Below are 13,875 nucleotides of genomic sequence, written 5' to 3' on the forward strand. Positions count from 1 at the left end.
CCGTCTCGGTCAGGGCACGGGATTGATTGTTTCGAGTGTAGACGGGGTATGCAGGGGAGGGGCGTTGCGGGGGATTTAATCTGCCATAAAAACAAAACCCCCGGCCTGGGCCGGGGGTTCTGGGATCACTCGTCGAGGAAGGAGCGCAGATGCTCGCTTCGCGTCGGGTGGCGCAGCTTGCGCAGCGCCTTGGCTTCGATCTGACGGATCCGCTCACGGGTTACGTCAAACTGTTTGCCCACTTCTTCGAGCGTGTGGTCGGTGTTCATGTCGATACCGAAACGCATGCGCAGTACCTTGGCTTCACGGGCAGTGAGGCCGGACAGCACTTCGCGGGTCGCTTCTTTCAGGCTTTCAACGGTTGCCACATCGATTGGCGACTGCATGGTCGAGTCTTCGATGAAGTCACCCAGATGAGAGTCTTCGTCATCACCGATCGGGGTTTCCATGGAGATCGGCTCTTTAGCGATCTTCAATACCTTGCGGATCTTGTCCTCAGGCATTTCCATGCGTTCGCCCAGCTCTTCCGGGGTCGGTTCGCGACCCATTTCCTGCAGCATCTGCCGGGAAATGCGGTTGAGCTTGTTGATCGTCTCGATCATGTGCACCGGAATACGGATGGTGCGGGCCTGGTCGGCGATCGAGCGAGTGATCGCCTGACGGATCCACCAGGTGGCATAAGTCGAGAACTTGTAACCACGACGGTATTCGAACTTGTCCACCGCTTTCATCAGACCGATGTTGCCTTCCTGGATCAGATCGAGGAATTGCAGACCGCGGTTGGTGTACTTCTTGGCGATCGAGATCACCAGACGCAAGTTGGCTTCAACCATCTCTTTCTTCGCGCGGCGGGCCTTGGCCTCACCGATCGACATGCGACGGTTGATGTCCTTGATTTCAGCGATGGTCAGACCGGTTTCGGTTTCCAGCGCGATCAGCTTCTGCTGGCAACGGAGGATGTCCGGCTGTACGCGACCAATGGCTTCGGCGTACTTGCTCTTGCCTTTGGCCAGGGCGTCGGACCAGCTTTCGTCGACTTCGTTACCCGGGAACTGACGCAGGAAATCGGCGCGTGGCATACGTGCATCACGTACGCACAGCTGCATGATCGCGCGCTCTTGCTGACGCAGACGATCCAGGGCACTGCGAACACGCTCGACCAGGGCTTCGAATTGCTTCGGCACCAGTTTGATCGGCATGAACAGCTCGGCCAGGGCCAGCAACTCGGCAACCGCTGCCTTGTTGTGACGACCGTGCTTTTTCAGGGCCTTGCGGGTGATTTCCATCTGATCGGCCACAGCGCCAAAACGCTGGGCAGCGATGACCGGATCCGGACCGCTTTCGGCTTCTTCTTCGTCATCCGAAGATTCGGCTTCATCGTCGTCGGTATCGTCGTCAGCCTTGGCGGCTTTCGCGTCGATCGGCGGCGGTACTTCGGCGGCTGGCGGCGCAATACCGTCGTCCGGGTCGATGTAACCGCTCAGCACGTCGGACAGGCGACCGCCCTCGGTGGTGACGCGAGTGTACTCGGAGAGAATGTGGTCAACCGTGCCAGGGAAGTGCGCAATAGCGCTCATCACTTCACGGATGCCTTCTTCGATACGTTTGGCGATTTCGATTTCGCCTTCACGAGTCAGAAGCTCGACCGTACCCATTTCACGCATGTACATGCGCACCGGGTCAGTGGTGCGACCGATATCGGTCTCCACCGCGGCCAACGCGGCGGCTGCTTCTTCCGCAGCGGCCTCGTCGGTATCGGCGTCGGCCAACATAAGGGCGTCCGCATCCGGAGCACTCTCGTGTACGGGGATCCCCATGTCGTTGATCATGCGGATGATGTCTTCCACCTGCTCCGGATCTGAAATATCCTCGGGCAGGTGGTCGTTGACCTCGGCGTAAGTCAGATACTTCTGCTCACGACCCAGTTTGATCAACTCAATAATACGAGACTGCTGTTGCGCTTTTCCGGACATAACACCCTATCCACTGAAGGTCTTGGCGGGCAAAAAACAAGCCGAGGATTATACCTGAGCTATGACCTCACGCGCCAGTTGAGGTCGGGTTTGATGCGGAAACATTGCGACTTAAAAGGTCGCGCAGTTGATTTTTCTCTTCGGCGCTCAGTTCGCTTTGACGCGCTTTTCTGAGCAGCTGTTCCAGATTTCGCTCGCGTTGGCGGGCTGACAAGCTAGTAATGGTGTCGAAAAACTGTTGTTCAAGGTTTTCTCCGTCAATCAGCCACTCCTTTTCCGCCAGCGCCTTGAGCAGGCGACCCTGTTCAGTGCCGTGCCATCGCGCGATCAACTGAAATGAGTTTAGCTTGGGATTCTTCTGTACGGCTTCGAGCAATGCCACAAGCAGCTGGGCGTTGGTCTGATTTTCGTCGGCAATGTGCCCGGCGTCTTCGACGCGCTCGGCCAGTTGCGGGTGATGCAGCAAGGTGCGCAGGGCGGTCAGAGTCGGCGATTCGACGCCGATCGGTGTGCGCGGGCGCTGCTGATCGCGATCGCCACCACGCTTGCCGTTCTTGTCCCAGGGCTTCTTGTCCCATTTCTTGCCGCCGGCGCCGGGTTTCTTCGGCGTCCACTCCTGCTGCGGCACATACATGTCCGGCTGCGGCTGATGGTAGTCGCTGTAATCCGGCATGGCGTCGTAATTGATGCCCGGATCGTAGGCGGGTGGCGCCTCCTGTGGCGCGCTCTGGGCCAATTGACTGACGGTTTCGCTGCTCAGGCCGGTGATCTCGGTCAGGCGCTGGCGCATCAGGATGCGCAGGTTGGCCCCTGGCACTTTATCGATCAGCGGTGCGGCGAGCGTGGCCATGTGCGCCTTGCCCTCGAGCGATCGTGGGTCGGCCTCTTCAGTCAGTTGCTGGAAGAAATAGTCCGCCAGCGGCTGCGCATGCTGATTGATCCGCGCCTTGAACGCGTCGGTACCTTCGGCGCGGACCAGGGTGTCCGGGTCTTCGCCTTCCGGCAGAAACAGGAAACGCGCGCGGCGCCCGTCCTGCAGGCACGGCAGGGTCGCTTCCAGTGCGCGCCAGGCGGCATTGCGGCCGGCCTGGTCACCGTCGAAGCAGAACAAAACGTTGGGCACCACGCGGAAAATGCGCTTCAAGTGCTCTTCGCTGGTCGCTGTGCCCAGCGTTGCGACGGCATTGCGCAGGCCTTGCTGGGCGAGGGCGATGACGTCCATATAACCCTCGACGACGATGATTTCGTCGAGGTTGCGGTTGTTTTTGCGGGCTTCATACAAGCCATACAGTTCCTGGCCTTTATGGAACACCGGGGTTTCCGGGGAGTTCAGGTACTTAGGCTTATCGTCGCCAAGTACCCGGCCACCGAACGCGATGATTCGCCCTCGGGTATCGCGGATCGGGAACATTACGCGATCGCGGAAGCGGTCATAGCGCTTGCCGGTCTCGGCGTTCTCGATCAGCAGTCCTGCGTCGATCATTGCCTTCTGTTGCAGAGTGTCGCTGCTCAAGTGCTTGAACAGGTTGTCCCAGCCCGGCGGCGCGAAGCCGAGGCCGAAGTCCCGGGCGATCTCGCCGGTCAGTCCGCGGCCCTTGAGATAATCCACGGCGGCTTTGCGCGCGGGATGGCTCTTCAGCGCCTGCCGGTAAAAGTCGGCGGCGGCGTTCAGCAGCGGGTACAGCGGCGAATCGGTCGGCTGTCGCGGTTTGTGTGGCCGGCCGCTTTCTTCGCGGGGGATTTCCATCCCGGCGGCTTTGGCCAGGTCCTCGACGGCCTGGGGAAAGTCCAGGTTGTCGTGGTCCATGAGAAAGCCCAGGGCGTTACCGCCGGCACCGCAACCGAAGCAGTAATAGAACTGCTTGTCGGGGCTGACGCTGAACGACGGGGTTTTCTCTTTATGGAACGGGCAGCAGGCGGTGTAGTTCTTGCCGGCTTTTTTCAGTTGCACGCGCGAGCTGACCACGTCGACGATGTCGGTGCGGTTCAGGAGGTCGTCAATAAAGCTCTGGGGAATCAGCCCGGCCATGGCGTTCTCGTGTGCAGTAATGAATCCGGTGCGAAGGTCGGCCGAACACAGGTCTTGAGTGAGGCGCGCATGAAAGGCGGCTCGACCGTTGTCGTAGGCGTGATCGCTGTCGGGAAGTGTATCTGCCGAAAATCCACTGACGTTAGTACCTATCAGTCTTCGACCATTTGAAAATGTTGCGCTGAGTCCGCTGACGGCCGGTAAGTGGCCTCGGATAGCTCAATAAAGCGGGCACGCATGCAGGTGCCTTGGGCTGATCGTCGTAAGAGGAATCAGTGGGTGTGCTCGTCAGTAGCCTTGAAAGGCTCGTCAGAAAAGACGTGCACCGCTGGCAAAAGAGCCAGGTCTGACGCGTGAGGCGGATTTGTCTCGGTCGCGTGTGCGGCGTCGACGGTGAAGCATCAAGCGTTTTACGCAAATGCCATTAGCCCGGCTGAGGGCCGGGCTTAGGCAAGAAGCTTGCTACGAACGTCTGTGTATTAGTACAGACGAACGGCGCGGCGCTGTTCGCGCTGAACTTTCTTGGCGTGACGCTTAACAGCGGCTGCTGCTTTGCGCTTACGCTCAGAAGTTGGCTTCTCGTAAAATTCGCGGCTACGAACTTCAGCCAGTACACCGGCTTTTTCGCAGGAGCGCTTGAAACGACGCAGAGCTACGTCGAAGGGTTCGTTCTCTTTAACTTTGACGGCTGGCATCCAGAGCTACCTTCATTCATTACCGGGGTCAACATCCTCGCGGCAAAAGAGCACTTGAAGACGTCGGTTTTTAAGGGTTGCGGATGTTAACCCCTCATCGCTCGGAATGCAAAGCCTCTGATCGAAAACCGCTAGTCGGGGCATCGCATGGCGACTATTATGCGCGCCTTCGAATTCAGCCTAAACAAGGCGCAAACCCATGCTAGTACTGGGATTAGAAACCTCTTGCGACGAAACCGGCGTCGCATTATACGACAGTGAACGTGGTCTGCTGGCCGACGCACTGTTCAGCCAGATCGACCTGCATCGCGTGTATGGCGGTGTGGTGCCGGAGCTGGCCTCGCGTGACCACGTCAAACGCATGCTGCCCTTGATCCGTCAGGTGTTGGCCGAAGCCGGCTGTGTGCCGACCGAGATCGACGCCATCGCCTACACCGCAGGTCCCGGCCTGGTCGGGGCGCTGCTGGTCGGTGCTTCCTGCGCCCAGGCGCTGGCGTTTGCCTGGGGCATTCCGGCACTCGGCGTGCACCACATGGAAGGCCACTTGCTGGCGCCGATGCTGGAGGCAAAACCGCCGCAATTCCCGTTCGTCGCTTTGTTGGTTTCCGGTGGTCATACGCAGCTGGTTCAGGTCGATGGCATCGGCCAATACAGCCTGCTCGGCGAGACCCTCGATGATGCGGCCGGCGAAGCGTTCGACAAAACCGCGAAAATGATGGGCCTCAATTACCCGGGCGGACCGGAAATCGCCAAGCTGGCGGAGAAGGGCGTTGCAGGACGTTTCACTTTCCCGCGTCCGATGTGTGATCGCCCGGGGCTGGATTTCAGCTTCAGCGGCTTGAAGACCTTCGCGCTCAACACCTGGCAGCAATGCGTCAGCGCCGGGGACGACGGCGAGCAAGCCCGTTGCGACATCGCGCTGGCGTTCCAGCAAGCCGTGGTGGAGACTTTGACCATCAAGTGCAAGCGTGCCCTGAAACAGGCCGGGATGAAGCGTCTGGTGATCGCCGGCGGCGTCAGCGCCAACAAGGCGTTGCGTGTTTCGCTGGAGAAGATGCTCGGCGACATGCAGGGCGATGTGTTCTATGCCCGTCCCGAGTTCTGCACCGACAACGGCGCGATGATTGCCTTTGCCGGTTGCCAGCGTTTGCAGGCCGGTCAGCAGGAAAGTCTGGCGATCAGCGTGCAGGCGCGCTGGCCGATGGAGCAGTTGTCGGCGCTGTGATGAGTGAGGCTCATGGACGGTATTTAAAAATGCCGTTCGCGCCCGGCAAACAGGTCGCGTAGATTGCCGCGGTGGCGCCAGACGATGAGTAATGTCAGCGCACTCATCGGCAGCAGCGCCTCCGGTTCCTGCCAGGCCAGCAACGGCAGGGTCAGGGGCGTGGCGATCAGCGCCGCCAGCGAGCTGGTGCGGGTCAGGTAGAACGTCAGCAGCCAGGCGCACATGGCCAGCAGTGCGGCGGGCGGATACAGGCCCAGCAGCATGCCGGCAGCGGTGGCGACGCCTTTGCCGCCGCGAAAACGGAAATACAGCGGGAACAGGTGACCGATCACGGCGCACACGCCGATCCAGGCCTGATCCTGCAGCGAAAGGCCTGCAGCCGCTGCTATCAGCACCGGCAGCAGGCCTTTGCACAGATCACCCAGCAGGGTCAGGATCGCGAGTTTGCGGCCGACCAGGCGCAGCATGTTGGTGGCGCCGGCATTGCCCGAGCCACTCATTCGCGGATCCGGATTTCCGGTCAGGCGGCTGAGCAAAATGGCGAAGGACAGAGAGCCGAGCAGGTAGGCGAGAGTCGCCAGTAACCAAAACATGCTAACCATTCCGGGCGAGGACGCCCTGATTCTAACGGCGCATTGCGCCCTTGTCGTGCAGCGGAGAAAAGTGCTTGGACAGAGTGTTTATCGAGGGCCTGGAAGTCGACACCGTGATCGGTGCCTACGACTGGGAGCGCGGCATCCGACAATGCCTGCGTCTTGATCTGAGCTTCGCCTGGGACAACCGCCCGGCAGCGGCGGGTGATGACCTGACCCTGGCGCTTGATTACGCCAGCGTGTCCGCACGCATCCAGGCCTTTGCCGAGCAAGCGCAGTTCCAGTTGGTCGAGACCTTTGCCGAGCGTCTGGTCGAAGTATTGATGGCCGAGTTCAAGATCACCTGGGTTCGCCTGAAGCTGACCAAGCCTGGCGCCGTGCCGGCAGCGAAGGGCGGTGTGGGCGTGGAGATCGAGCGCGGATGTCGCTGACTCAGGTGTACCTCGGGCTCGGTAGCAACATCGAGCGCGAAACCCATTTGCGCGCCGGGCTCGATGCTTTGGCGACGTTCCTTGTGGATATCCGCTGTTCGGCGGTATTCGAGAGTCAGCCGGTGGGGATCAAGAGCGGGCCGTTCTACAACTTCGTGGTCTCGGCGTTTACCGACCTGCCGTTGATGGAGCTGGATCGACGGCTGAAATTCATTGAGGCCGATAACGGTCGCTATGCCCCGGACCGCAAGGGTTTGCCGCTGGATATCGACGTGCTGTTGTACGGCGACCTGACCGGTAACTTCGACGGTCTGATTCTGCCGCGTGCGGAAATCCTGAAAAATGCCTTTGTGCTGTGGCCGCTATCGCTGATTGCGCCGGATCGGGTGCATCCGGGGGTGGGAAAAAGCTTCGCTACGTTATGGGCCGAGGCGCAGATTGATCAGGTGTTGGCGCCGGTTGCGTTCGAGTGGCGAGGGCGGCAACTCACGCCTTCGGATCTTCATTGAGTTGACTGCCGCCTTCGCGAGCAAGCCCGCTCCCACATTTTGGAATACATTCCCCCTGTGGGAGCGGGCTTGCTCGCGAAGCTTTTCAGGCTGACGCCGTGTCTTTATAGGTCTTCAGCGCTTTCAATCGCTCACGCTTTAGCGCCTCGCCCAGCTCCGGGCCTTTAAACCCCTTCTCCAGCAATGGCTGCACCGCCACGCCACGCGCCACATTGGCCGCGCCGCGCAGATAATCCGCCTGTGGATAACTGCGCTGTTCCAGCCCCTTGCGCCCGCGCGCATCCATCTCGCAGGCCACAATGAATTCCTCAAACCGTTGCGGGCGGCGATACACGTCAAAGCTCTGCAGCAGTTCCAGCAAGGTCGACGCCTTCAGTTCCAGCGCTCGGTGGCCATGGGTGTGGTACTGGCCGACCAGCAGCGCCAGTTCCTGGCAATCCTTCGGCGCCTTGAAACGTTCGTTGACCGCTTTGATCAGCTTCAGCCCTGTGTGTTCGTGGGCGATGTGGCGAGGCCATTCTTCCTCGGGTGTCAGGCCTTTGCCGAGATCGTGCAGCAGACAGGCCCAGCGCACCGTCAGTGGTTGTTTGTGCAGCGCCGCTTGTTCGAGCACGCTCAGGGTATGAATGCCACTGTCGATTTCCGGGTGATGCGCCTCCGGTTGCGGTACGCCAAACAGAGCGTCCACTTCCGGCATCAGAACCTTCAAGGCGTCGCAGTCACGCAGGACCTGGATGAATACCTGAGGCTGATCTTCCATCAGTGCCCGCGAGATTTCTTTCCAGCTGCGCTCGGCGGTCAGGGCTTGCAGTTCGCCGGACTCGCTGAGCTGACGCATCAACTCCAGAGTCTCTGGGGCGACGCTGAAACCCAGTCCGGCATAACGCGCGGCGAAGCGCGCAACACGCAACACCCGCAGCGGATCTTCGGCAAACGCCGGGGAAACGTGTCGCAGTATGCGATTTTCGAGATCGTGTTGGCCGTGATAGGGGTCGGTCAGGTGCTGCTGCTCGTCCTCGGCCATGGCGTTGATCGTCAGGTCGCGGCGAATCAGGTCTTCTTCAAGAGTCACTTCGGGGCTGGCGTGAAAGGTGAAACCGCCATAACCGCGACCGCTTTTGCGTTCGGTGCGGGCGAGGGCGTACTCCTCGCCGGTTTTCGGGTGGAGAAAAACCGGAAAATCCGCGCCGACCGGGCGAAAGCCTTGGGCGAGCATTTCCTCAGCGGTAGCGCCGACCACCACCCAATCGATGTCGGTGACCGGCAACCCGAGCAGGCGATCACGTACCGCGCCGCCGACCTTGTAAATCTGCATAAAAAACCTCCGTTGGCCCGACAGGATAACCCTTGCGCCGGACTTTCGGAGGTCAAAACCAGTTCAAAGATGAATCACGGCCAGATCGAGCCTGCCGTAATCTCCTTCGCTGTGTTCACTGCGGGGCGGTACATGATGGGTTTTCATGATCTGGTCGCCCTGCAGGGTTTCCAGGTGAATATCGAAGCCCCACAACCGGTGCAGATGTTTCAGCACCTCGTCGGTGGAATCGCCCAAGGGTTTGCGGTCGTGCTGCTGGTGACGCAGGGTCAGCGAGCGGTCGCCGCGCCGATCGATGCTGTAGATCTGCACGTTCGGTTCGCGGTTGCCCAGGTTGTACTGCGCGGCCAGGGTTTCGCGGATGATCCGGTAACCGGTTTCGTCGTGGATCGCCGGTACCAGCAGGTCATCCTTCTGGTCGTCATCGAGGATGCTGAACAGCTTGAGGTCGCGGATCACTTTGGGTGACAGGTACTGCAGGATGAAACTCTCGTCCTTGAAGCTGCTCATGGCGAATTTGATGGTCGACAGCCAGTCGGAACCGGCGATGTCCGGGAACCAGCGACGGTCTTCCTCGGTGGGTTCTTCGCAGATGCGCCGGATGTCGCGATACATCGCGAAACCCAGTGCGTAAGGGTTGATCCCGCTGTAGTAAGGGCTGTCGAAACCTGGCTGGAACACCACGCTGGTATGCGAAGTGAGGAATTCCATCATGAAGCCGTCGGTCACCAGGCCTTCGTCATACAGATCGTTCATCAAGGTGTAGTGCCAGAACGTGGCCCAACCTTCGTTCATCACCTGGGTCTGGCGTTGGGGATAGAAATACTGGGCGATCTTGCGCACGATGCGCACGATTTCCCGCTGCCACGGCTCCAGCAGCGGGGCGTGTTTCTCGATGAAATACAGGATGTTTTCCTGCGGCTCGGCCGGGAAACGCGCGTTGTCCTTGTCGCTGTATTTGTCCGCGCCTTTGGGGATGGTGCGCCACAGATCGTTGATCTGCTTCTGCATGTGTTCTTCGCGATCCTTCTGCCGCCGGCGTTCTTCTTCAGCGGAAATCGGATACGGACGTTTGTAGCGGTCGACGCCGTAGTTCATCAACGCGTGGCAGGAGTCGAGCAAGTCCTCCACCGCATCGATGCCGTGGCGCTCCTCGCATTGCATGATGTACTGCTTGGCGAACACCAGGTAATCGATGATCGAGCTGGCGTCGGTCCAGGTGCGGAACAGGTAGTTGCCTTTGAAGAAACTGTTGTGACCGTAGCACGCGTGAGCCACCACCAGCGCCTGCATGCAGATGGTGTTTTCTTCCATCAGGTAGGCGATGCAAGGGTCGGAGTTGATCACGATCTCGTAGGCCAGCCCCATTTGCCCGCGGCTGTAGGATTTCTCGGTGCTGAGGAAGTGCTTGCCGTAAGACCAGTGGTGGTAACCCAGCGGCATGCCCACCGAGGCATAGGCGTCCATCATCTGCTCGGCGGTGATCACTTCAATCTGGTTGGGATAGGTATCCAGGGCGTAGCCGGCCGCAATCCGGGCAATCTCGCGGTCGTAGGCCTGGATCAGCTCGAACGTCCATTCGGAGCCGGTGGAAATGGGTTGGCGTTTCTGCTCTTTGGCGGTCATGTCACTAACCTGCGCTGGAAGAGTTCACGGAAGACCGGATAGATATCCCCGGCCGAGACCAGCTGCTGCTGGGCAAACGTGTCGGAAAAGGCGTCGGCGATGCGTTCGTATTCGTACCAGAGGGCCTGGTGTTCGCGCGGGGTGATCTCCACATAAGTGTAGTACTGCACAAACGGCATGATCTGGTTGATCAGGATGTCGCGGCAGATCGGCGAGTCGTCGTTCCAGTTGTCGCCGTCAGAAGCTTGCGCGGCGTAGATGTTCCACTCGTTGCTTGGATAGCGCTCGGCCATGATCTCCTGCATCAGTTTCAGGGCGCTGGAAACGATGGTGCCGCCGGTTTCCCGCGAGTAGAAAAACTCTTCTTCGTCCACTTCCCGGGCGCTGGTGTGGTGGCGGATGAATACCACATCGATCTTGTCGTAGTTACGCTTGAGGAACAGGTACAGCAGGATGAAAAAGCGCTTGGCGATGTCCTTGGTGGCTTGGGTCATGGAGCCGGAAACATCCATCAGGCAGAACATCACCGCTTTCGAGCTGGGGTTGGGCTGCTTCACCAGAAGGTTGTATTTCAAGTCAAAGGTGTCGAGGAACGGTACGCGGTGGATGCGCGCGCTGAGTCGCTCGATTTCCGCTTCGATTTCCTGAATATCGCCGAAATTGTCTGGCTCTTCGCGCTTGAGTCGCGCCAGTTCCTCTTTTGCTTCGCGCAATTTGGCGCGGCTGCTGCCGGACAGTGCGATGCGTCGCGCATGCGCCGAGCGCAGGGTGCGGATGATGTTGATCCGCGACGGGTTGCCTTCATTACTGATCCCCGCCCGCACAGTCTTGAAGGTGTCGGTGCCGGTCAGGTTGCGTTTGACCAGATTGGGCAGTTCGAGGTCTTCGAACATGAATTCGAGGAATTCTTCCTGGGTAATCTGGAAGACGAACTCGTCCATGCCTTCGCCGGAATTCCCGGCCTTGCCCGCCCCGCGTCCGCCACCACCGCCCGGTGGCCGGGCAATATGTTCGCCGGCGGTGAATTCCTTGTTGCCGGGATGAACCACGGTCTGCTTGCCGCCGCGTCCGTGGTGAAGCACCGGTTCGTCGATGTCGCGACCGGGAATGCTGATCTGCTCGCCGTGCTCCATATCGGTGATGGAACGCCGGCTGACCGCCTCTTCGACGGCCTTCTTGATGTGATCACGGTAACGCCGCAGGAAACGCTGGCGGTTTACCGTGCTCTTGTTCTTGCCATTAAGGCGTCGGTCGATCACATAGCTCATAGGCCCCTCCGGGGAGCTTCAAGTCATAAGCTTCAAGCTGCAAGTGAAAGCGCTCCCGTTGTCGAGATCGGTTTTCGCTCTTCTCTTGCAGCTTGTCGCTAAAAGCTTGTAGCTGCTTTATTGCGATTTGCGGACCCTTAAGTACCATTCGGACAGCAGGCGTACCTGTTTGTCGGTGTAGCCGCGCTCGACCATGCGTGTGACGAAGTCGTTGTGTTTTTGCTGATCCTCTTTGCTGGCCTTGGCATTGAAACTGATGACTGGCAGCAGGTCTTCGGTGTTCGAGAACATTTTCTTCTCGATGACCACCCGCAGTTTTTCGTAGCTGAGCCAGGTCGGGTTCTTGCCGTTGTTGTTGGCCCGGGCACGCAGGACGAAGTTGACGATCTCGTTGCGGAAATCCTTCGGATTGCTGATGCCGGCCGGTTTTTCGATTTTCTCCAGTTCTTCGTTCAGCGCGACGCGGTTGAGGATCTCGCCGGTTTCCGGATCGCGGTATTCCTGATCCTGAATCCAGAAATCCGCATACAGCACGTAGCGGTCGAAGATGTTTTGCCCGTACTCGCTGTAAGACTCGAGATAAGCGGTCTGGATCTCCTTGCCGATGAATTCGATATAACGCGGCGCCAGGTATTCCTTGAGGTAGCGCAGGTAGCGTTCGCGGGTCTCGGCCTGGAACTGTTCCTGCTCGATCTGCTGTTCCAGCACATACAGCAGGTGCACCGGGTTGGCCGCAATTTCATGCGGGTCGAAGTTGAACACCTTGGACAGGATCTTGAACGCGAAGCGGGTCGACAGACCGTTCATGCCCTCATCGACGCCTGCCGAATCACGATACTCCTGAATCGACTTGGCTTTCGGATCGGTGTCCTTGAGGTTTTCCCCGTCGTAGACGCGCATCTTCGAATAGATATTGGAGTTTTCCGGCTCCTTGAGGCGCGACAGCACGGTGAATTGCGCCAGCATCTTCAGGGTGTCGGGCGCGCAGTGGGCCTTGGACAGGGAGCTGTTGAACAGCAGCTTGTCGTAGATTTTCACCTCGTCGCTGACGCGCAGGCAGTACGGCACTTTGACGATGTAGATCCGGTCGATGAAGGCTTCGTTGTTCTTGTTGTTGCGGAAGGTGTGCCACTCCGATTCGTTGGAGTGCGCGAGCAGGATCCCGGTAAACGGAATCGCCCCCAGGCCCTCTGTACTGTTGTAGTTGCCTTCCTGAGTGGCGGTCAGCAATGGGTGCAGCACCTTGATCGGTGCCTTGAACATTTCGACGAATTCCATCAGACCCTGGTTGGCTCGGCACAGTGCACCGGAGTAGCTGTAGGCGTCGGCGTCGTTCTGTGGGTATTCCTCGAGCTTGCGAATGTCGACCTTGCCCACCAGTGCCGAGATGTCCTGGTTGTTCTCGTCGCCCGGTTCGGTCTTGGCCACGGCGATCTGGTTGAGGATCGACGGGTACAGCTTGACCACGCGGAACTGGCTGATGTCGCCGCCGAATTCGGCCAGACGTTTGGTCGCCCACGGCGACATGATGGTATTCAGATAGCGCCGTGGAATGCCGAAGTCTTCCTCGAGGATCGCGCCATCTTCGGTGGCGTTGAACAGACCCAGCGGGGATTCGAAGACCGGCGAGCCCTTGATCGCGTAGAAGGGCACTTTTTCCATCAGCTGTTTCAGCTTCTCGGCCAGGGACGATTTACCGCCACCGACGGGACCGAGGAGATAGAGGATCTGTTTCTTCTCTTCCAGGCCTTGGGCGGCATGGCGGAAATACGAGACGATCTGGTCGATGCATTCTTCCATCCCGTGGAAGTCTTCAAAGGCCGGATAGCGCCGAATCACCTTGTTGGAGAAGATCCGCGACAGCCGCGAGTTGGTCGACGTGTCGAGCAGCTCGGGTTCGCCGATGGCCATCAATAGACGCTCGGCGGCGGAAACGTAGGCGCTGCGGTCCTTTTTGCACAGCTCCAGGTACTCCTGCAGCGAGAGTTCTTCCTGGCGTGTGGACTCGAAGCGTTGTTGGAAGTGGCTAAAGATACTCATGACGTCACCTCGCTCGATACGTGGAGCCGACGCCGGGTCACTCAGTCGATGCTGGCAAGCAGCCGCGGTGGCCGCTTGTTACCCCCCAGAACACTTTCGCGGTCGACAACCTTGAAAGTCACTCCCGATGACCCGTGCGCCGGTGTACCGGCTCTCCCCTGTTTTGGATGG

11 protein-coding genes are annotated in these 13,875 nt (G+C 59.3%); 3 read left to right on the forward strand and 8 right to left on the reverse strand.

What is annotated here, in order from left to right; translation table 11 throughout:
* Positions 1-125: 125 nt before the first annotated feature.
* The 3 genes from rpoD to rpsU form a co-directional block, all read right to left on the reverse strand.
* Entirely contained in the window at positions 126-1,973 is a 1,848-nt protein-coding gene (gene rpoD, locus ACXR0M_RS23705) for an RNA polymerase sigma factor RpoD (RefSeq protein ID WP_458834088.1), read from the reverse strand.
* A 67-nt stretch (positions 1,974-2,040) separates the two neighbouring features.
* On the reverse strand, positions 2,041-4,002 hold the full coding sequence (gene dnaG, locus ACXR0M_RS23710; RefSeq protein WP_458834089.1) for a DNA primase: 1,962 nt from the start codon (positions 4,000-4,002) through the stop codon (positions 2,041-2,043).
* A 479-nt stretch (positions 4,003-4,481) separates the two neighbouring features.
* Positions 4,482-4,697 (reverse strand): 30S ribosomal protein S21, encoded by a 216-nt coding sequence (rpsU, locus tag ACXR0M_RS23715; protein WP_002551877.1) that lies wholly within the window; start codon positions 4,695-4,697, stop codon positions 4,482-4,484.
* A 199-nt stretch (positions 4,698-4,896) separates the two neighbouring features.
* Between rpsU and tsaD the strand changes: the two genes are divergently transcribed.
* A complete protein-coding gene (tsaD, locus tag ACXR0M_RS23720) occupies positions 4,897-5,922 on the forward strand; it encodes a tRNA (adenosine(37)-N6)-threonylcarbamoyltransferase complex transferase subunit TsaD (protein WP_458834090.1) in 1,026 nt (341 codons plus the stop codon).
* Positions 5,923-5,945: 23 nt separating this feature from the next.
* Here tsaD and plsY read toward each other — a convergent pair whose 3' ends face one another.
* Positions 5,946-6,515, reverse strand: a complete 570-nt coding sequence (gene plsY / locus ACXR0M_RS23725) for a glycerol-3-phosphate 1-O-acyltransferase PlsY (protein WP_458834091.1) — start codon at positions 6,513-6,515, stop codon at positions 5,946-5,948.
* Positions 6,516-6,589: 74 nt separating this feature from the next.
* Here plsY and folB point away from each other — a divergent pair, with 74 nt between their 5' ends.
* Both folB and folK read left to right on the forward strand, forming a co-directional pair.
* A complete protein-coding gene (gene folB / locus ACXR0M_RS23730) occupies positions 6,590-6,946 on the forward strand; it encodes a dihydroneopterin aldolase (RefSeq protein WP_248740038.1) in 357 nt (118 codons plus the stop codon).
* Positions 6,937-7,455: a 2-amino-4-hydroxy-6-hydroxymethyldihydropteridine diphosphokinase gene (gene folK, locus ACXR0M_RS23735; protein ID WP_458834092.1), complete on the forward strand. Its 519-nt coding sequence runs from the start codon at positions 6,937-6,939 to the stop codon at positions 7,453-7,455. The genes folB and folK overlap by 10 nt, the downstream gene beginning before the upstream one ends.
* Before the next feature lie 85 nt (positions 7,456-7,540).
* On the opposite strand, the gene ACXR0M_RS23740 is transcribed toward folK, so the two are convergent.
* From ACXR0M_RS23740 to ACXR0M_RS23755, 4 genes are all read right to left on the reverse strand, one after another.
* Positions 7,541-8,770, reverse strand: coding sequence for a multifunctional CCA addition/repair protein (locus tag ACXR0M_RS23740; protein ID WP_458834093.1), 1,230 nt, complete (start codon positions 8,768-8,770; stop codon positions 7,541-7,543).
* A gap of 63 nt (positions 8,771-8,833) precedes the next feature.
* Positions 8,834-10,396, reverse strand: a complete 1,563-nt coding sequence (locus ACXR0M_RS23745) for a SpoVR family protein (protein WP_458834094.1) — start codon at positions 10,394-10,396, stop codon at positions 8,834-8,836.
* Positions 10,393-11,664: a YeaH/YhbH family protein gene (locus ACXR0M_RS23750; RefSeq protein ID WP_458834095.1), complete on the reverse strand. Its 1,272-nt coding sequence runs from the start codon at positions 11,662-11,664 to the stop codon at positions 10,393-10,395. The genes ACXR0M_RS23745 and ACXR0M_RS23750 overlap by 4 nt, the downstream gene beginning before the upstream one ends.
* A gap of 117 nt (positions 11,665-11,781) precedes the next feature.
* Positions 11,782-13,704, reverse strand: coding sequence for a PrkA family serine protein kinase (locus tag ACXR0M_RS23755; protein ID WP_434766918.1), 1,923 nt, complete (start codon positions 13,702-13,704; stop codon positions 11,782-11,784).
* Between the last annotated feature and the right edge of the window lie 171 nt (positions 13,705-13,875).

This window comes from Pseudomonas sp. Eth.TT006 (assembly GCF_054456575.1).

Excerpts from the sequence above, each read along its gene's own strand:
- plsY (WP_458834091.1), bottom strand. The coding sequence starts at position 6,515 with ATGTTTTGGTTACTGGCGACTCTCGCCTACCTGCTCGGCTCTCTGTCC.
- ACXR0M_RS23745 (WP_458834094.1), bottom strand. The coding sequence starts at position 10,396 with ATGACCGCCAAAGAGCAGAAACGCCAACCCATTTCCACCGGCTCCGAA.
- ACXR0M_RS23755 (WP_434766918.1), bottom strand. The coding sequence starts at position 13,704 with ATGAGTATCTTTAGCCACTTCCAACAACGCTTCGAGTCCACACGCCAG.
- tsaD (WP_458834090.1), top strand. The coding sequence starts at position 4,897 with ATGCTAGTACTGGGATTAGAAACCTCTTGCGACGAAACCGGCGTCGCA.
- rpoD (WP_458834088.1), bottom strand. The coding sequence starts at position 1,973 with ATGTCCGGAAAAGCGCAACAGCAGTCTCGTATTATTGAGTTGATCAAA.
- dnaG (WP_458834089.1), bottom strand. The coding sequence starts at position 4,002 with ATGGCCGGGCTGATTCCCCAGAGCTTTATTGACGACCTCCTGAACCGC.
- folK (WP_458834092.1), top strand. The coding sequence starts at position 6,937 with ATGTCGCTGACTCAGGTGTACCTCGGGCTCGGTAGCAACATCGAGCGC.
- rpsU (WP_002551877.1), bottom strand. The coding sequence starts at position 4,697 with ATGCCAGCCGTCAAAGTTAAAGAGAACGAACCCTTCGACGTAGCTCTG.
- ACXR0M_RS23750 (WP_458834095.1), bottom strand. The coding sequence starts at position 11,664 with ATGAGCTATGTGATCGACCGACGCCTTAATGGCAAGAACAAGAGCACG.
- ACXR0M_RS23740 (WP_458834093.1), bottom strand. The coding sequence starts at position 8,770 with ATGCAGATTTACAAGGTCGGCGGCGCGGTACGTGATCGCCTGCTCGGG.